Source organism: Luteimonas sp. A534, assembly GCF_054072805.1.
In genome coordinates, this window is record NZ_JBSVRR010000004.1 from 47,246 (window position 1) to 64,594 (window position 17,349).

16 protein-coding genes are annotated in these 17,349 nt (G+C 68.2%); 7 read left to right on the top strand and 9 right to left on the bottom strand.

What is annotated here, in order from left to right; genetic code table 11:
* Positions 1–105: 105 nt before the first annotated feature.
* Entirely contained in the window at positions 106–666 is a 561-nt protein-coding gene (locus tag ACW5F0_RS10405; protein ID WP_456965989.1) for an NUDIX hydrolase, read from the bottom strand.
* Positions 667–859: 193 nt separating this feature from the next.
* On the opposite strand from ACW5F0_RS10405, the gene ACW5F0_RS10410 reads away from it, so the two are divergent.
* Entirely contained in the window at positions 860–2,350 is a 1,491-nt protein-coding gene (locus tag ACW5F0_RS10410) for an amino acid permease (protein ID WP_456965988.1), read from the top strand.
* A 15-nt stretch (positions 2,351–2,365) separates the two neighbouring features.
* On the top strand, positions 2,366–3,667 hold the full coding sequence (locus tag ACW5F0_RS10415) for an amino acid permease (protein WP_456999690.1): 1,302 nt from the start codon (positions 2,366–2,368) through the stop codon (positions 3,665–3,667).
* A gap of 46 nt (positions 3,668–3,713) precedes the next feature.
* Here the strand turns inward: ACW5F0_RS10415 and ACW5F0_RS10420 are convergent, their stop codons facing one another.
* From ACW5F0_RS10420 to ACW5F0_RS10440, 5 genes are all read right to left on the bottom strand, one after another.
* Positions 3,714–4,223, bottom strand: a complete 510-nt coding sequence (locus ACW5F0_RS10420; protein ID WP_456965986.1) for a hypothetical protein — start codon at positions 4,221–4,223, stop codon at positions 3,714–3,716.
* A gap of 14 nt (positions 4,224–4,237) precedes the next feature.
* Positions 4,238–6,298 carry a hypothetical protein gene (locus tag ACW5F0_RS10425; protein ID WP_456999691.1) on the bottom strand — a complete coding sequence of 687 codons (2,061 nt, stop codon included), beginning with the start codon at positions 6,296–6,298 and terminating at the stop codon, positions 4,238–4,240.
* A gap of 163 nt (positions 6,299–6,461) precedes the next feature.
* Complete coding sequence (locus ACW5F0_RS10430) at positions 6,462–6,815, bottom strand: hypothetical protein (protein WP_456965984.1); 354 nt, start codon at positions 6,813–6,815, stop codon at positions 6,462–6,464.
* Positions 6,816–7,075: 260 nt separating this feature from the next.
* Positions 7,076–7,423 (bottom strand): hypothetical protein, encoded by a 348-nt coding sequence (locus tag ACW5F0_RS10435; RefSeq protein ID WP_456965983.1) that lies wholly within the window; start codon positions 7,421–7,423, stop codon positions 7,076–7,078.
* A complete protein-coding gene (locus tag ACW5F0_RS10440) occupies positions 7,420–7,749 on the bottom strand; it encodes a hypothetical protein (protein WP_456965982.1) in 330 nt (109 codons plus the stop codon). Before ACW5F0_RS10440 ends, ACW5F0_RS10435 begins: the two co-directional genes overlap by 4 nt.
* A gap of 136 nt (positions 7,750–7,885) precedes the next feature.
* Between ACW5F0_RS10440 and ACW5F0_RS10445 the strand changes: the two genes are divergently transcribed.
* From ACW5F0_RS10445 to mtnC, 3 genes are all read left to right on the top strand, one after another.
* A complete protein-coding gene (locus ACW5F0_RS10445; RefSeq protein WP_456999692.1) occupies positions 7,886–8,530 on the top strand; it encodes a methylthioribulose 1-phosphate dehydratase in 645 nt (214 codons plus the stop codon).
* Between the two features lie 93 nt (positions 8,531–8,623).
* A complete protein-coding gene (locus tag ACW5F0_RS10450; RefSeq protein WP_456999693.1) occupies positions 8,624–9,178 on the top strand; it encodes a 1,2-dihydroxy-3-keto-5-methylthiopentene dioxygenase in 555 nt (184 codons plus the stop codon).
* Between the two features lie 95 nt (positions 9,179–9,273).
* The gene (gene mtnC / locus ACW5F0_RS10455) at positions 9,274–9,966 is read left to right on the top strand and encodes an acireductone synthase (protein ID WP_456999694.1); all 693 of its coding nucleotides are present in this window, start codon (positions 9,274–9,276) and stop codon (positions 9,964–9,966) included.
* Between the two features lie 278 nt (positions 9,967–10,244).
* On the opposite strand, the gene ACW5F0_RS10460 is transcribed toward mtnC, so the two are convergent.
* Complete coding sequence (locus ACW5F0_RS10460; RefSeq protein WP_456965978.1) at positions 10,245–11,828, bottom strand: calcineurin-like phosphoesterase C-terminal domain-containing protein; 1,584 nt, start codon at positions 11,826–11,828, stop codon at positions 10,245–10,247.
* 161 nt (positions 11,829–11,989) lie between these two features.
* Here ACW5F0_RS10460 and ACW5F0_RS10465 point away from each other — a divergent pair, with 161 nt between their 5' ends.
* Both ACW5F0_RS10465 and ACW5F0_RS10470 read left to right on the top strand, forming a co-directional pair.
* A complete protein-coding gene (locus ACW5F0_RS10465) occupies positions 11,990–13,783 on the top strand; it encodes a sensor domain-containing diguanylate cyclase (RefSeq protein ID WP_456965977.1) in 1,794 nt (597 codons plus the stop codon).
* A 25-nt stretch (positions 13,784–13,808) separates the two neighbouring features.
* Entirely contained in the window at positions 13,809–15,062 is a 1,254-nt protein-coding gene (locus ACW5F0_RS10470) for a hypothetical protein (protein ID WP_456965976.1), read from the top strand.
* A gap of 3 nt (positions 15,063–15,065) precedes the next feature.
* Here ACW5F0_RS10470 and ACW5F0_RS10475 read toward each other — a convergent pair whose 3' ends face one another.
* Both ACW5F0_RS10475 and ACW5F0_RS10480 read right to left on the bottom strand, forming a co-directional pair.
* On the bottom strand, positions 15,066–15,440 hold the full coding sequence (locus ACW5F0_RS10475; protein WP_456965975.1) for a hypothetical protein: 375 nt from the start codon (positions 15,438–15,440) through the stop codon (positions 15,066–15,068).
* Positions 15,437–17,344, bottom strand: a complete 1,908-nt coding sequence (locus tag ACW5F0_RS10480; protein ID WP_456965974.1) for an HAL/PAL/TAL family ammonia-lyase — start codon at positions 17,342–17,344, stop codon at positions 15,437–15,439. The genes ACW5F0_RS10475 and ACW5F0_RS10480 overlap by 4 nt, the downstream gene beginning before the upstream one ends.
* Positions 17,345–17,349 lie beyond the last annotated feature (5 nt).

Below are 17,349 nucleotides of genomic sequence, written 5' to 3' on the forward strand. Positions count from 1 at the left end.
GTACTGGATTTTGTGGGAGCGGCTATAGCCGCGATGTCCCTGCCAGCGTGTATCGCGGCTATAGCCGCTCCCACAGGAGGCGGGGCATCGCAGCTGTAGCTGCTCCTACACGGGCTGGGTGCGTGCAAGCCACTTGCGCGCCATGCGGCGCAAGGAGGGATCCATCGCCTCGTCGGCGGCGATCGCTTCGACGGCCAGCCAGGCGAGGTCGTGCGATTCCTCGCCGACCACGAACGCTTCGTCGGCACCGGCGCGCACCACGTAGCGCACGTCGTGGTGCCAGTGCCCCGGCACGTCCTTGCGCTCCGGGATCCAGTGGCGGTCGAGGTCGAAGATCCCGCCCTCGACGTGCAGGCCGCCGAGCCCGCTCTCCTCGCTCGCCTCGCGCAGCGCCACGCGCGCCAGGTCGATGTCGCCGTCGGCGTGGCCGCCGGGCTGCAGCCAGCGGTCGAGCTTGCGGTGGTGGGTGAGCAGCGCACGGCGGCCGTCAGCGCTGACCAGCCACGACGACGCGGTGAAGTGGCCGTCCAGCCGGTCTCGCACGAAGGGATTGATCGCATCGTGCAGCAGCGCGATGAACAGCCGTGACTCTTCTGCCTCGCCGGGCCACGCGAGTGCGTGGGCGATGAATGCGGATTCGAGCGGTGTGGGTGCTGCCTGCGTCATGCTGCATTGCCGCATGCGCGGCGCGTTCGGGAATGGACGCCCATTATCGCCGCGAGTCGCGCTGCACTGCCGCTTGTGTGCGCGCAAGCGCTTTGGCAAGGTACGGCAGCCGTGGCGCCCTGCGCCATCCATCGCGGCACGGCTTCAGGGGATGTCGTGCCGCGGCAACAACCATCGAGGGGAGAAGCCGCGGATGTTGAGATCGCTCATGAGGGTCAAGCCGGTCGAGCCGGCGCCACACGTCGACGCCGGCGAGCCCGTTGAAGGCAGCCTGCAGGGCGAAGCCACCCTCAAGCGAACGCTGACCGCACGCCACCTGGTGCTGCTGGGCGTGGGTGCCGTGATCGGCGCCGGCATCTTCGTGCTGACCGGCCAGGCCGCGGCCGTCCACGCCGGCCCGGCAATCATGCTCAGCTTCGTGCTTGCCGGCCTGGCCTGCGCGTTCGCAGGCCTGTGCTACGCCGAGTTCGCGGCGATGATGCCGGTCTCGGGCAGCGCCTATTCCTATTCGTACGCCACCCTGGGCGAGTACGTCGCCTGGTTCATCGGCTGGTGCCTGGTGCTGGAGTACCTGTTCGCATCGAGCACGGTCGCGGTCGGCTGGTCCGGCTATCTCGTGAGCTTCCTCACCGGCACGCTCGGCCTGCCATTCCCGGCCGAGCTGGCTTCGGCACCGATCACGTGGGACGGCAGCGGGTTCGTCAGGACCGCGGGCATCATCAACCTGCCGGCAATCGCGATCGTGGCAGCGGTCAGCGGCCTGTGCTACGTCGGCATCACCCAGTCGGCCTTCGTCAACGGCATCGTGGTGGCGATCAAGGTCGCCGTGATCGCGGCCTTCCTGGGCTTCGGCATCCAGTACATCGACCCGGCGAACTTCACCCCGTTCATCCCTGAAAACGAAGGTCCCGGCCGCTTCGGCATGGAGGGCGTGTTCCGCGCCGCGACGATCGTGTTCTTCGCCTACATCGGCTTCGACGCCGTCTCCACCGCCGCCGGCGAAGCCAAGAACCCGCAGCGCGACATGCCCATCGGCATCCTCGGCTCGCTGGTGGCGTGCACGCTGGTCTATATCGCGGTGTGCGCGGTGCTGGTCGGCATTGCCCCCTACGCCCAGCTCGACACCGCCAAGCCGGTGGCCACGGCGATCGAGCTGGCCATGCTTGCCAACCCCGGCGCCAATCTGGGCTGGCTGAAGACGGCCGTCGAGATCGGCGCGATCGCCGGTCTGTCGTCGGTGATCCTGGTGATGCTGATGGCACAGCCCCGCATCTTCTATTCGATGGCGCGCGACGGCCTGATGCCGAAGATGTTCGGCAAGGTGCACCAGAAGCACCGCACGCCGTACGTGGGCACGATCGTGGTCGGCGCCGCCGCATGCCTGCTTGCCGGCTTCATGCCGCTGAGCGTGCTTGGCGAACTGGTGTCGATGGGCACGCTGATCGCATTCGCCACCGTGTGCCTGGGCGTGCTCGTGCTGCGCTACACGCGCCCCGACCTTGCGCGTCCGTTCCGGGTGCCGTTCTTCTGGCTGATCTGCCCGCTCGGCGTGATCTCCTGCCTGTTCCTGTTCATGCAGTCGTTCATGGAGCACTGGAAGATATTCGTGGCCTGGACCCTCCTCGGCCAGGTGATCTACTTCGCCTACGGCTATCGCAACAGCAAGCTGCGCAAGACCGCCTGACAGGGGAACACAGCGATGTCCAAGGCAGCAGCGGCCGCGAAGATCGGGCCGGTCCTGGCGACCTTCGTGGTGGCCAACAACATGATCGGTTCGGGGTTCTTCCTGCTGCCGGCGTCGCTGGCGGAGTCGGGCGGAGTGACCGCGTTCTCCTGGCTGCTGGGCACGATCCTGGCGGTCGCGCTGGGTGGCGCGTTCGCGCGCCTGGTCCGGCAGTACCCGGACCTCAATTGTCCGGACGACTATGTGCGGCCGTCGCTGGGCCGCGACATGGGCTTCCTCGCCACGACGCTGTACTGGATCTCGTCGTGGATGGGCAACAACGCGATCGCGGTCGCCGCCTTCGGCTATCTGGTCATCCTGCTGCCAATCGACGACGGCGGGCTGGTGCGCCTGGGCGGACAGGTCGCGCTGATCTGGCTGATGTTCGCGCTCAACCTGATGGGGCCGCGCTCGATCGCGCGCTTCCAGTCGTTCTGCGTGGTGTTCGGCCTGCTGCCGGTCGCCGCGGTGCTGGCCGGAGGCTGGGGCAGCTTCGACTCCGACATCTACCGCGCGTCGTGGAACGTCACAGAACAGTCGGACGTGGCCGTGGTGTTCGGCACTTTGGCGCCGGTGTTCTGGGCGTTCGTGGGCCTCGAGACCGGCGCGATGGTGGCCGGCGTGGTGCGCGAGCCGAACCGCAACGTGCCGATCGCCACCCTGGGCGGCATCCTGATCGCGGGCGTGGTCTACCTGGTGTCGTCGGTGCTGATGATGGGCATCGTGCCCGCGGCGGAGATGGCGGAATCCAGCGCGCCCTTCGCCCTCGTGGCAGGAAAGATGTTCGGCCCCTGGGCGATCCCGATCATCGCGGCCGCGGCCGCGCTCAAGGCCACCGGCACGCTTGGCGGGTGGATGCTGGTCACCGGTGAATCCGGCGCGCGTGCCGCGCAGCGCGGCTTCCTGCCCGGGATCTTCGGCCGCCTTCGGCCCAACGGCGCGGCGGGAAGCGGGCTATTCATCATCGCGCTGTCGATGACGGGGATCGCGATCATCACCCAGGCACCGACGGTCTCGGGCCAATTCACGACCATCATCGACATGGTGGTCACCCTGGTGGTGATGGCCTACATCGCCGCCGGCCTGAGCCTGCTGCTTGGCACGCGCGAACGCCCGGCCAGCAAGAGCGACCGCCTGCTCGGCATGGGCGCCCTGCTTGCCTGCGGCCTGCTGGTCTATTCAACCCCGGTGGAGACCGTGGTCGGCGCCGTGGTCATCGCCCTGCTCGCCCTCGCCGCCTACCGCGGCTTCGCCCGCCGCCGGCCCACGGCGGCGTAAAAGCCAACGCCGCCTGCGTCGACCGCTGCCGGGAATGGAGCGCGCGCTACGTCCCGCTGCCGTCCACCAACACGTATTCCCGTCCCCTGCTCTTCCAGGTGGGGGTGTCGCCATCCAGCCGGATGCAGGGCCGGCCACCGCAGGACGTGGCTTCGACATGCTGCCAGGCGCGCCGCACCTCGGCCGAGACTTCGGCCGCGTCGGCCCGGGCCTGGGCATCCTGCAGGCGCGTGTACTCGTGCTTGAGCAGCAACAGCATGCCCAGGTAGAGCACCACGAACACCGCGCCCAGGGCGGCGAGCACCTGCCAGGTCCGGACCATCGACCGGCGTTGCGCGGCCTCGGTTTTCTCCTGCAGGTCGGCGAACATCGCCGCCATGCCCTGCCTGAGCAGGACTTCTTCGTGTCGCCGGGCGTCGTCGAGCGCGACGGTCGCCGCCGCGGCCTGCTGCGGCAGTTCCGCCGCCTGCCGCGCGTGCTGTGCCTGCGCCTGGACGGTGTCCTCCATCCGCTGGATGGCGACCATCAGTCGGCGGACGGTGGCGGTCTCGGTCATTGCGGTTCCCGTGCTCACATCGCCATCCCGCGCACCTGCTGTTCCTGCCGCTGCTGGACTTCGACGGCCTGCTCCACCTGGCGCGCGGGCTCGTCATCGGTCTGTTGGATGGTTCCGGCGCGCGGCTCGGCGACGGCGTCGGCCCACAGGCGCTGGCCCTCAGGCGAACGGGTGAAGGCCTGCTGCACGCTCCTGGCCATGTCGTAGTCGCCATCCTGCAGTGCGTCGATCCAGCGGTCGACCACGGGGTCGCCGCTGGGCGGGATGTGCTCCGCCGCCCGGATCTGGTCGCCGCTGGTGGTGGCGGCGATCCGGTAGGTGCGACCGTCGTCTTCCAGCCGCATGCTGTCGATCCGGCTGTCGGGTCCGTACCGCCCCTCGGCGTCGGGTCCGATCGCCAGCGCCGTGGTGTTCGGGTCGAGTCCGTTGGCCGCCAGGGTGGCACGTACCGCCGTGGCCGCGGCCGCGATGCGCTCCGGCGACGCCTCGACGCCGGCGTTGAGGTAGGCCCCGGCAACCGTATCGCGCAACCGGTCCTCGTCGGTCATCGGCGGAGGCACCGTGATCTCGCGCGGCGAGGGCAGGCGCTCCGCCAGCACGGCGCGCGAAGCCTCGAGCTCAGCCTGCAATCGACCGTCGGCCGTGGAATCGAAGAACACGCCCTCGCTGACCCAGCGCCCGTCGGGCTGCCGCGCGTAGCGGTCGTTGTCGGAGGCCACCAGGATGTCGATGTCGGTGCGCGCGTTGCCCACCGCGTCGGGCATCGGGCCGAACCGTGCCCAGCCGTTGCGGATGTACGCGTCCTCGTAGCGCGCGGCAATGGACGCCCGGCTGTTGCCGGCGTTCTCGACCACGACCTGCGCCGCGGCAAGGTCGAGCTGGGCGGCGCGTTCGGGCGAGGCCGTTTCCAGGTGCGATGGTGTCATGCCGCGCTCGACGAAGGGCCCGTACACCCGGCGGGTCCACTGTCCGCCATCGGGGTCGTGCTGCCAGCTGGAGGGACGGCTGCTTCGCGTGTCGCCCTCGCCCGACGGCTGGGTGAAGGGGTCGCGCTGCGCCGGTGGGCCGCCGATAACCAGCTCCGCCGACGTCGACGTGGCCTTGTAGTCCAGCTCGTTCGCCAGCGCGGGCGAAGCGCGCAGGCCACCGCGCCGGGCGTTGTCGATGCCGTCGTCGCTGGCGTCGATGCGGGCGTCGCGCATCCATCGGTGATCCGGCTGCTCCGGGTCGAACCGCCAGCGGTTGCCGTGGCCGTCCTCCTGGTTGTAGATCCGCCGGTTGTCGGTCCATTCGGCGAACTTCTCGCCCCCGAACACGCCGATCACGCCGCCCACGCCGCCGCCCACCAGCACGCCCGGGCCCGACCAGGACGTGGCCAGCCCACCGGCGCCGGCGCCGACGGCCGCGCCACCCAGGCCGCCGATGCTGCGGCTGCCGAAATGGATCAGCTCGGATTCGGCCGCCGTCTCGTTGCCCTCGCCGCGCAACCGGCCGACGGTCCGATAGGTCTGCGCACCGTCGTACGCTTCCAGGGCAAGGCCAGCGATGCCCAGGGCGCGGCCGGCGCCGCCCAAGCGCGGAACGCGGCCGCGGTCGGGCGCGCCCTCGGCGATCGCGGCAATCGGTGCGCCGAGCCCCCGGCCCGCGACCAGGTCCTGGTGCAGCGAGAGGTCATTGCCGATGCTGCCGATCCGGACGGCGTCGCTGTAGAGGCCGCGGTTGGGGACCAGGTACTGCTCGGCCCCGCCCGGCTTGGTCACGCGGCCCCCGAGCTCGGACGACGGCGCAACCGTATTGACGAAGACTTCGGTGGGGCCGTTCGGCCGGATCTGGTGGATATCGTAGACCTGTGCCTCGCTCCGCACGGGAAGCGCGAAGTGTTCGGACAGGTTGTGGCCACGCGCGATGGCGTCTTCGAAGGCCGATTGCCTGGCGAAAAAAGGAGAATGAGGCGATACGGAGTCACCGCGCGGGACGATCTTCACCAGCGGCTCGTCGATCGCTTCCATGCGCGGGAGTTCGCGACCCGAGCGCAGCTGGCCTATCGCGCGCGCTTCCAGCAGGTCGGGCCGCAAGGTCGGCTGCGCACGGGTTACTTGCTCAAGGTATCGCTCACCGGCAGGAGTTTCGAGAAAATCACGCGCTTGATTCTCAGTGACCCCGTTGGTCGAAAATGTTTCCGCCTCCACCACCTGAGTAGCGTGATTCTTCCTGATCACATCAGAAGTCAAGCCGGGATCAGCCATGACTGCTGGATCCATTGATGGAGGCTTGCATCGCAGCAATACGAGCGATAATGCGCTTGTCCTGCTCTGTCAATCCGCCCTTCAGCTCGGTCCTAAAGCTTGTGTAAGCCTCGTCAACACTCGGATCTTCATACGGAATGTACATTCCGTCGGCAAAATTGTAAGCGCCGGGCACGTCCTTGCTGTCTACGATTTGTCGGACTCTTCCGGCTTCGGCGTCTTCGATCAATGGTGTGAGTGCTTCAAGGAGCATCCGCACATCATCACTTTCCGGATACTGCAACAGCACCCATCTAAGACGCACCGCTGCGAGCTTAAGCTTGACGGGGTCAATGGTCTGAGTCATACGAATTTCCTCCAAAAAGATGACACGTTCAAAGCGAAGTCGCCTGTTCTTACGCTGGCCTCCTAAAGGCCATGCGCCATCTGTGTCGCGAACTCGCTGTTCGGGTAATGCTGCAGCACCCACTCCGGATGCTCGGCGGCAGCCTTGAGGTCGACGGATCGATGGCCCGAATCACAAAGTGCACGCCGTGAACGACGCCCCCGGAATGCTGGAATGCCATCCCCGTGCCGCTATTGCACCATTGCCGAGGCGATAGCCGCTCACAACCGGGTCTCCAGCAGAGCCTGCCTGAACGCCTCCATTTCAGCGTGTTGCTTCTTGTCCTGCTCGGTCAATCCGCCACCGAGCTCTACTTTGAACTTCGCGTACGCATCTTCGACACTAGGATTTCTGTACGGGATATAGACTCCGTCGGCATTGGCGTAGGTACCCGGCACCCGGCCACTATCGATGGGTTCCTTGATGAGACCAGCTTTGGCATCTTCGATCAGTGGCCCAAGGGCGCGCAGCAAACCCTGCACGTCCGCACTGTCCGGGTACTGCAACAGCACCCATTCAAGATGCTCGGCGGCGGCCCTTAATCGGATCGGAGCGATGGTCTGCGTCACGATTTCTGCATCTCTTCGATGCGCTCGTGCAACATTCCTTCCTCCTCCGTCAGGCCACCCCGGAGTTCGATGGAAAAAGCCACATAGGCGTCGTGCACATCGGGCGCCTTGCAGGGCGTGTAGAGACCGTCAGCAAGGTTGTATGTGCCGGGAATCTCCCATCGATCCAAAGGCGACGACAGATCCATGCCAGTCGCGGCGCCAAGGAGCGGCTCAAGTGCATGCAGGAGGTCTTGCACGTCCTCGCAGTCAGGGTACTGCCGCAGCACCCACTCAAGACGCTCGGCGGCGGCCTTGAGCTTGACGGGATCGATGGTCCGGGGCATGCGGCTATCCTTGCTGCAGGGGGCCAGGTGGCAACGATATCGTAATCCCGAGGGCCGGTGATCGGGCATCGCCTGCCGGGCGGATGCTCGCCCGGGGCCCCTGCTCGTGCGCCCCGGCAGGCGGTAGACTTGGCCCATGGACAACGCCCCTCCCTACGATATGCACCGCCTGCGCGAGCTGGCCGGGGAGATCATCGTCAACGTGCGCGAGCTGGCCGCCCTGGGCTGGACGCCGGCGACCAGCAGCAACTTCTCGCATCGGCTTGATGATCGCCATGCGGCGATCACGGTGTCAGGGCGCGACAAGGGCAAGCTGCGTGAGGACGACATCATGGTCGTCGATTTCGACGGCCGCGCCGTCGGCAGCGACCACCGGCCATCCGCGGAGACCCTGCTGCACACGCAGCTCTATTCGCGCTTCCCCGATGTCGGCTGCGTACTGCATACGCATTCGCGCGCGCAGACGATCGCGTCGCGGCTGTTCGCGGGCAGCGGCCACGTGCGCCTGGAAGGCTACGAGCTGCTGAAGGCCTTCCGCGGCAACGCCACGCACGAGACCGCCATCGACGTGCCGGTGCTGCCCAACTCGCAGGACATGCCGACGCTGGCCGCTCAGGTGGACGCGCTGCTCGACCGCGGCCCGATGTGGGGCTACCTGATCGACGGCCACGGCCTGTATGCCTGGGGTCGCGACATGGGTGAAGCCCGCCGCCACCTGGATGCCTTCGAATTCCTGCTCGACTGCGAGCTGGAGCTGCGCCGGCTGACCGCCGGCCACTGAGCCCGCGCCGGCGGACGCACAGCGTTCCGCAGGCGAAACCACACGCCCCGCGACGGCTGCTACGCTGCTTCGCCATCCCACTGGAGGTCCGCCATGAGCCGCCTGCGCATCTTCGCCGACGACGCGCCCGACACCGCCCTGCTCGACACCAGCGACGGCGACGCCATCGCCCGCGAACTGGAAATGATCGGCGTCACCTTCGAACGCTGGCAGGCCAGCCGGCCCATCGCCGCCGGCGCGTCGCAGGACGAGGTCCTGGCCGCCTACCGCGAAGACATCGACCGCATCAGCGCCGAGCGCGGCTTCACCGCGGTCGATGTGGTCAACATCGCCCCGGACAACCCGAAGCGCGACCAGATGCGCGCGACATTCCTCGACGAACACTTCCACAAGGAAGACGAAGTCCGCTTCTTCGTCGCCGGCTCCGGCCTGTTCACCCTGCACGTCGGCGATCGCGTCTACGAGATCGAGTGCGTCAAGGACGACCTGATCGCCGTGCCCGACGGCACCACGCACTGGTTCGACATGGGCCCCGAGCCCGAGTTCATCGCCATCCGCTTCTTCCAGCAGCCCGACGGCTGGGTCGGCCACTTCACCGGTACCGACATCGCCCGGAAGTTCCCGCGCTACGAGAAGGGCGTGCGCTGAAAGGCGGAAGAGCTTTAAAAGCTCTTGCTCTTCGCCCGTTGATCCTGGCTCTTGATCCGCGTCCATCCGCGTAAATCCGTGGCAAGAAGGCTTTTATGAAAACCACCATCCTGACCGATATCGAAGGCACCGCCGGCAGCATCTCGTTCGTGCGCGAGGTGCTGTTTCCCTATGCGCGGCGCGAACTGCCGCGGTTCGTGCGCGAACACGGCCGGGAGCCCGAGGTGCGGCGCTGGCTGGACCAGGTCGCGACCGAACACGGAGCGGTGTGCGACGACGCGGTGATCGTCGAAGTGCTGCAGGGATGGATCGACGAGGACCGCAAGCACACGGCGCTGAAGGCGCTGCAGGGGCTGATGTGGACGGAAGGGTATCGGCGCGCGGACTTCACCGCGCACGTGTACCCCGACGCCGTCGAAGGCCTGCGCCGCTGGCACGACGCCGGGCACCGGCTGGCGGTGTATTCCTCGGGCTCGGTGCCTGCGCAGAAGATGTTCTTCGGGCATTCCGACGCCGGCGACCTGCTGCCCCTGTTCGAGGCCTTCTTCGACACCGAAGTGGGCGGCAAGCGCGAGGCCGCGAGCTATGCGCGCATCGCGACGGAACTCGGCCGTGAAGCGGGTTCGATCCTGTTCCTCTCCGACGTGGTCGCCGAACTCGACGCCGCCCGCGACGCCGGCCTGCGCACCGTGCTGGTGGACCGGCTGGAAGACTATCCGCAGCCGCGCACCGGCGATGCATGCAACGGCCACGCGCGCGTGGAGGACTTTGGCCAGATCACTCCCTAGCAGCGAATCGCAGCAAAAGCTGCGGCAGGGCAAAGCGCGCCGCGCTCCTGCTGTTCCAACGGCCTGCGGGAAGGCGTTGCCAGGCGGGCTGGTGGGTACGCAGTGGGCATAAAGGCCCGCTGCAAGCGGGACAGCCCACGGAGTACCCACCAGCCCGCCGCCCTGCACGCCTGCACTGCACGTCTGCAAGCCTGTACGCCCCCGAACCCGCCGCCGGCGACCCACCCGGGCTCGAGTTCCATCGCGGCCATGGCCGCTCCCACAAGGGCGGGGCCAACTCAGGGTGTATCCGGCCACTCCGCCAACCGGTAGCTGGTCATGGCGCGCTGCTCACCGTGCCAGCGGTCGAAGACACGGACCTCGACCGGGTGCTCGCCCGCATCCAGGTCCGTCGGCAATGCCCCGCGCCACAGATGTACCGACGGCTCGGCCTCCGGCGACCGGTCGTAGCCACGCAATGCCTCGGCCGCATCGTCGCGCGCGTTCTCGGCCATGAGCCAGGGATCCGGCCGCTCCACGCGCAGCATCGGCCTCCATTCGCCCTCGCCCACCCGGTACTCGACGCGCGTGTCCGCCTCGCCCATGTAGACGTTGGCGTACACCGCCCACGCCGGATAAGCGCCGCGCCGCAGCACGCGCGGCGTGTGTAGGTGCATGGCCTGCGTGCGCGCGGGATCGTCGGCCGGCAGGCGCGCGGGATGCCACGCAAGTCGATAGCTGCCATCGCCACCGATCTCGAGCAGGGCGTGGCCGTTGGGCGTGCCGTCGGCCATCGTCGCGTCCGGAATGCCCTCGGCATCGGGCGCACCGGACCAGAACGCGCCGCTGGCGGCGCCGACGTTGAACTCGTGCAGGGGCTTCGCGCCGTGCCAGCCGTCGGCCGGACCATGGCGATGGTGGCGCTGCGTGTGGCGGTGGCCGCTCAGCACGAGCAGCTTCGGGAAGTCCTGCAGCAGTGCGAACAGGCGCTCGCGGTCGGCGCTGCGGAAGGTCTCCGCGCGGCCCTTCGCCGCGGTGTCGAACAGCGGCACATGCACCCCGAGCACCAGCAGCCGGTCCTTCGGCACGGTCGGCAGCCAGGCCTCGAGGAAGTCGAACTGGTCCTCGCGCAGGCCGCCGACATACGCCGGTCGCTGTCCCGGCAGCTGCACCACATCGTCCAGTACGAGGAAGGTGGCCGCGCCTTCCTCCCAGGCAAAGGTGTCGGGACCGTAGCTGTCCCGGAACGCCGACAGCGAAGTGGCGTCGGCCGCTGCATCGGGATCGATGTCGTGGTTGCCCGGCACATGCAGCCAGGGCACGCCCAGGCGCGCGGTGACGGCGTTGATTTGCGGGTACAGGTCGACCACGTCGTCAACGATGTCGCCCAGGCTGATCCCGAGGTCGGCGTCGCTGCCACCCTTGGCGAGCAGCGGGGCAACGATGTCGCGGGCGTAGTAGTCGATGTCGGCCTGTGACTTCACCTGCGGGTCGGCGAGCACCAGGACCGACAGCGTGCGGTCGCCGGGCGCGGCCTCGCGCTGCAGCGCGAAATCCCCACGGCGCCCACCGCCCTGCGATCGCGCCCCGTGCCAGGCCGCCCGCAGGCCGTCCTCGCGCACGCCTAGCCGCCAGCCGGCGGGCTTCACCAAGAACACCGGCGCATCGGCACGCGCCTCGAGGCGGTAGTGCCCGCTGTCATCGGTCAATGCGATGCTGCGGCCATCCGAGACCACGACGCCCGGGAGCCCGGGTTCACCGGGGCCGGCCAGGCCGTCGCCATCGCGGTCCTCGAACACCCGGCCCTGCCACTGCGCGGCGCCGGCGACCCCGGACAGGGCGACCAGCAGCAGCACGGCCAGCGGGCGACGGATGGTTTTCATCGGGACTCCAGGGCGGCGGATGGCCCATTATGCCGCCGGCTCCCGTGTATCCCTGAGTTGCCGACAGGCATATGATCGGGTCGAGTGATGTCGGCCGGGGAAGCCATGGACGCGTCTGAGGGGACGTCAGGATGAACGTCGCAAGGCCCTGGATGGCTTGGATGACCGCTGCGCTCGCGGTGCTGCTGGCGCTGCCGGCCGCGGCCGCCGTCATCGAACTCTCGCCCGAGATGGGCGAGTTGGCACTGTCGCCGCACGTCACCTACCACCACGACCTCGAGGCCACGCAAAGCGTGGACGACGCCTGGCGCCAGCTTGAAGCCGGCGGCTTCGCGCCCCTGCCTGGCGGCAACCCCGCCTTCGGCTTCCAGTCCGGCGCCTTCTGGGTGCATGCGAAGGTCGTGAACCGCAACCCGGCCGAACCGCGCTGGCTGCTGGTGCAGACCTATCCGCTCAGCGACCACATCGACATCTACCTGCGCTACCCCGACGGCCGCATCGACCACCAGGTCGGCGGCGACACCCTGCCCTTCGGCGACCGCGCGATCCGCTATCGCCACCCCAACTTCCTGCTCGACCTGCCGGTCGACCAGCCGGTCGACATCCTGTTCCGCGTGCAGAGCCAGAGTTCGATGCAGGTGCCGCTGGTGCTGTACACGCCCGGCGCCTTCACCGAACTCTCCCGCGACGCGCAGTTCGCCATTGGCCTGTACTACGGCATCCTGCTGGCGCTGTTCTTCTACAACCTGGTGCTGTGGCTGGTGCTGCGCGACGCCAGCTATTTCTGGTACCTGTTCCACATCAGCGCCTTCGGCCTGGTGCTGTTCTGCCTCAACGGGCTGGGCTTCGAATACCTGTGGCCCGACAACATCTGGCTCGCCGACAAATCCGTGCCGCTGTCGATCAGCCTGGCGCTGATCGGCATGCACCAGTTCGCGCGCGTGTTCCTGGGCCTGGGCGAACGCTGGCCGGCCGGCAACCGGGTGAGCATCGTCGCGATCGCAGCCTTCGTCGCCTTCGGCATCGCCGCTGTCTTCGTGCCGTACCGGTTGATCACGCCGGTGGTGTCGCTGGCCGTGCTGGCGAGCATCGTGTGGATCACCGTGGTCAGCGTGGCCGCGGTGCGCAAGAAGTACGCACCGGCGAAGCTCTTCCTGCTGTCGTGGTCGATGTTCCTGGCCGGGACCGCGATCTACACCCTGGTCGCCTTCGGCGTGATCCCGAAGACGTTCTACACCGAGTACGGCGTGCAGATCGGTTCCGCGCTGGAGATGCTGTTCCTGTCGATCGCGCTGAGCTATCGCTACGCTTCGCTGCGCACCGAAAACGAGCGCATCGTCAGCGAGGCCAACATCCAGCTCGAACGCAAGGTCGCGCAGCGTACGCGAGAACTGCGCAGCACGCTCGACAAGCTGGAAGAAGCCCATTCACGGCTGCGCGAGTCCAGCCGCCGCGATGGCCTCACCGGCCTGTACAACCGCTCGTATTTCCACGACGCCTTCGAACACCTGCTGGTGTCCTGCAACCAGGACCGGCGCCCTCTGTCGCTGCTGATGGTCGACCTGGATCTGTTCAAGTCGATCAACGACGAGCATGGCCACCTGGTGGGCGACGACGTGCTGCGCTCGTCGGCGCAGCGCATCGGGCGTGCGCTGCGGCCCTACGACGCGCTGCTCGCGCGCTTTGGCGGCGAGGAGTTCGTGATCGTTCTGCCGGACACCGACCTGCGTGCCGCGGTCGCGGTGGCCGAAGAGGTACGCCGCGCGATTTCCTCGGCGCCTTGCGAGTCCCAGCACGGTCCCGACGTGCGCGTGTCAGGCAGCGTCGGCGTGCACACCGTGGTGCCGGGTACCGTGGACGACATCGAGGATGCGCTGCAGGTCGCCGACCAGGCGCTGTACGCAGCGAAGGCCAACGGGCGCGACTGCGTCAGGACTTCCATCTCGGCGGCCTGAGGCATCGCTTCGGCACGGAATGCGCATGAGTCACCTGATCCAGTCGGCACTGCTTTCTGCCTTGCTCGCAACCTGTCCCGCGGTTCTCACCGCGGGCTCTCCCGACTGCGGCTTGGATGCCGATGGCGCGGCCTCCCCGATCACGTCACGCGCCAGGCTCGACGCGTGGCTCGCCGCACGATGCCCGTCGCCGCTGGACGTGATGCCCCGGAGCTCGCGCGCCCGCTTCCTTGACGGGCTCGAGTTCAATGACAGGGGCCTGTCCAGGTTTTCCACCGCAGAACTCGACACTGAACTCACCCACGACGAACTACGCGAGGTCATGGGCCTGTTTGGTCTCAGGGCACCGGCCATGCTCGGGCTGCTGCAGGATGAAGCGGACAGGCTGCGTGCGGCCCGCGCCGCAGATCCGGCGTCGGACGGTGGGATCGAGGCAAGGTTCGACGCCCTGCAAACAGCGCTTGATGCGTTGCCAGCCGAGGACCCGGCGCTTGCGGGTGCCCACTACGCTTCGCTGTTCCCGGAAGACGGCCGGAAAGCACAGGTCGCTGCTGCCGGCAGCCATGAACTCCGCCTGCTGTACCGGGCAGCCCGGGCAACCGCATGGCACAGCCGGTCCGATGCCCACCTGGACGCCATGACCGATGCGCTTGACGAGATGGAGCGGCGCGGGCTGGCCACCCGGAGCGAAATCAGGGCCATGAACGACATGCTGATCAGGGCCGGCCGGCTGCAAGACTCCCGCGAATTCTCCAGTCGGCATGTCGCGGCCGGCCTGCGCCCGCTTCCGCCGGTGATTGAACCCGGCGCCGTTGCAAACGGTGTTCCCAGCGCCCTGGACGTCTCCACATCGGAACATGCACTGCTGCACGAGGCCGTGGAACTGGCGCCACTGAGGATCATTGTCGTCGCGAGCCCCGGCTGCGGATTCAGCCGGGCTGCTTCAAAGGCCATCCCGATGGATCCCGAGCTCGGCCCCATCTTCCGCGAGCACGCCTTGTGGCTCGCGGCACCAGAGGAGCTCGCCATGATCGACGCACTGCGAAGCTGGAACCAGGACAATCCCGAGGCGGCACTGATGGTCGCTGCTTCGACCGTGCGCTGGCCAATGATCGCCTTGGACAGCTACCCGCAGTTCCACGTCTTCCGCGACGGCCAGCTGCTGCAGAGCGTATCCGGATGGCCGACCCGCGAAGGCAACCGCGATGCCGTCCTGGCGGCGCTGCGAACTGCGGGAGTGATCGACGCTCCCCGGCCGGCACACCCCCCCGGCGAATGAAGATCAGCGTGGTTCGTCGCGACCTGTCGTACCGCGGTGCTTCGCCATCCACCCCAGGGCGACCCCGGTGAGGGCACCCAGCACCTCCATAAGCACGCGCGCACCCAGTCCATCCGGGTCGTGGATCTTCGACAGCGCGATGCGCGCATAAACCGGGGATTCAAGCTTCACCACGCCCAGGTAGAACAGGTTCCAGAGATCGATCCCGGCGCCGATCGCCACCGCGCCCAGGCAGGCCCATCCAACGGAATGGCCCGGGTTCCAGGCGAATCGCGCGGACAGCGCGTGGAAAACGAAGAACAGCGCGAAGCCGATCGCCAGGGCAATCAGGCCGGCTTCCAGTGCGCCGGCCCAGCCCAGGTGCAGCGGCAGGTTCATCCGCCCTCGCCCGCCTCCGCCCGGCGTGCCGCTTGCAGCAGGCTGCCGTCGACCACCAGGCGCACCGCCTCGGCCACCTCGCCGTCGAGCGCGCGGTCGCGGTCGAGGAAGCCGATCCGCTCGCGCAGCGCGGCGTGCGCGGCGGCGACGGCGACGCCCGGATGGTAGGGCTCGGACGCGGCGAGCTCGGCGCGCAGCGCATCCACTTCTTCCACGAACTGGGCGTGGTCGCGATGCCCGGCGACAGGCGCGCCCTGCACCTTGGCGGAAAAGCCTGCCGCGTCACCGCTGCGCGCCAGGTCGCGCGCGGCGTTGATCATGTCGCGACGGAAATCCAGCGCCTGCGCCGCGGTGTACAGCTCCAGCGCCAGCACCTTGCCGAGATCCGCCGACATCGACAGCACGTGCCGGGCCTCGTTCGCGCCCATGGACACGTGGTCTTCCGCGTTGGCGCTGGTCGGCACCGAGTACACGCTGGCCGGATGCGCGCGGGTGGCGAGGTCGTTGACGATCGCGGCGGCCGTGTACTGCACGATCATGTGGCCGGATTCGGTGCCGTCCTCGTTGCCGATCAGGAAGGCCGGCAGGCCGTCGCTGGTGGACGGGTCGACCAGCTTGTTGAGCCGGCGCTCGGAGATCGATGCCAGCACCGGGATGGCCGCTTTCACGTAGCTCAGCGCCAGCGCCAGCGGCATGCCGTGGAAGTGGCCGGCGGAGATCACCTGCTCTTCGACGTGCTCGGCCTGCTTGTCGGGGAAGACCAGCGGGTTGTCGGTGACGGCGTTGAGTTCGATATCGAACACACGATGCGCCTGCTCGACCGCGTCGCGCACCGCGCCGTGCACCTGGGGGATGCAGCGCAGCGAATAGCTGTCCTGCGGCTGGTGCTTCTTGCCGCCGCGGAAGGGCTTGAAGCGCAGGTAGAACTTCTCGCGGCCGTGGCGCTGGCTGGCCGGCACCCAGTCCCAGCCGATGTCGAAGCTCAGCGCCTGCGCGTCCGGCGTCTGCCAGCTATCGGGCAGCCACTGCCGGAAGCGCGGCACCAGGTGGTAGGGGATGTCCGCGAGCGTGGAGCCCTGCAGCAGCGCGCGCAGGCGCGCGGCCACGTCCACCTGCCCGGGATGCGGACGCAGTGCGTGCACTTCTTCGGCGAAGGCGCCCAGGCGGCCGGCGAAGGCATCAATGGTCATCGCCGCGGCCAGGTCGGCGGTTTCCAGCAGGCGGTCCAGGCGATCCAGCGCCAGCACGCCCATGGCCAGCATCTGCGCGGTGCCGTTGTTGAGCGCCAGGCCTTCCTTGTAGGAGAGCGTGACCGGCTCGAGCCCAACGCGGCGCAGCGCCTCCGCACCCGGCATGCGCTCGCCCTCGACGAAGGCCTCGCCGCCGCCCAGCAGCACGATCGCCAGGTGCGACAGCGGCGCCAGGTCGCCCGAGGCGCCCACCGAGCCCAGCTCCGGCACCACCGGCACCACGCCGGCGTTGAGCATCGCCGTCAGCGCCTGCAGGGTCTGCACGCGGATGCCGGAATGGCCCTTGAGCAGGGTATTGATGCGGATGCACAGCATCGCCCGCACCACTTCCGGAGACATCGGCTCGCCGACGCACACCGCATGGGTGACGACCAGGTTCTGCTGCAGCTCGGCGTGCAGCGAGCGGCCCGAGGGCTTCGCACCCGGCAGTTCGTCGCGCAGCGGATGCGCGCCCAGCAGCTTGTCGGCGTTGCTGCCGAAGCCGGTGGACACGCCATAGATCGGTTCCTCGCGGCGCACCTGTTCGGCGAGGAAGGCCGCGGCGCGCTCGACCGCCTGCAGCGCGACGGGATCGAGTTCGACCGAGGCGCCGTTGGCGATCATCACCAGCTGCGAGCGAGTGAGGGACCTGCCGTCGAGACGGATGTGCTTCATGTCGT

What these genes read in the sequence shown, in the direction of transcription:
- ACW5F0_RS10460 (WP_456965978.1), bottom strand. Translation starts at nt 11,828, where the DNA reads ATGAAAACCATCCGTCGCCCGCTGGCCGTGCTGCTGCTGGTCGCCCTG.
- ACW5F0_RS10410 (WP_456965988.1), top strand. Translation starts at nt 860, where the DNA reads ATGTTGAGATCGCTCATGAGGGTCAAGCCGGTCGAGCCGGCGCCACAC.
- ACW5F0_RS10475 (WP_456965975.1), bottom strand. Translation starts at nt 15,440, where the DNA reads ATGAACCTGCCGCTGCACCTGGGCTGGGCCGGCGCACTGGAAGCCGGC.
- mtnC (WP_456999694.1), top strand. Translation starts at nt 9,274, where the DNA reads ATGAAAACCACCATCCTGACCGATATCGAAGGCACCGCCGGCAGCATC.
- ACW5F0_RS10480 (WP_456965974.1), bottom strand. Translation starts at nt 17,344, where the DNA reads ATGAAGCACATCCGTCTCGACGGCAGGTCCCTCACTCGCTCGCAGCTG.
- ACW5F0_RS10445 (WP_456999692.1), top strand. Translation starts at nt 7,886, where the DNA reads ATGGACAACGCCCCTCCCTACGATATGCACCGCCTGCGCGAGCTGGCC.
- ACW5F0_RS10470 (WP_456965976.1), top strand. Translation starts at nt 13,809, where the DNA reads ATGAGTCACCTGATCCAGTCGGCACTGCTTTCTGCCTTGCTCGCAACC.
- ACW5F0_RS10420 (WP_456965986.1), bottom strand. Translation starts at nt 4,223, where the DNA reads ATGACCGAGACCGCCACCGTCCGCCGACTGATGGTCGCCATCCAGCGG.
- ACW5F0_RS10440 (WP_456965982.1), bottom strand. Translation starts at nt 7,749, where the DNA reads ATGCCCCGGACCATCGATCCCGTCAAGCTCAAGGCCGCCGCCGAGCGT.
- ACW5F0_RS10430 (WP_456965984.1), bottom strand. Translation starts at nt 6,815, where the DNA reads ATGACTCAGACCATTGACCCCGTCAAGCTTAAGCTCGCAGCGGTGCGT.
- ACW5F0_RS10415 (WP_456999690.1), top strand. Translation starts at nt 2,366, where the DNA reads ATGTCCAAGGCAGCAGCGGCCGCGAAGATCGGGCCGGTCCTGGCGACC.
- ACW5F0_RS10465 (WP_456965977.1), top strand. Translation starts at nt 11,990, where the DNA reads ATGACCGCTGCGCTCGCGGTGCTGCTGGCGCTGCCGGCCGCGGCCGCC.
- ACW5F0_RS10405 (WP_456965989.1), bottom strand. Translation starts at nt 666, where the DNA reads ATGACGCAGGCAGCACCCACACCGCTCGAATCCGCATTCATCGCCCAC.
- ACW5F0_RS10450 (WP_456999693.1), top strand. Translation starts at nt 8,624, where the DNA reads ATGAGCCGCCTGCGCATCTTCGCCGACGACGCGCCCGACACCGCCCTG.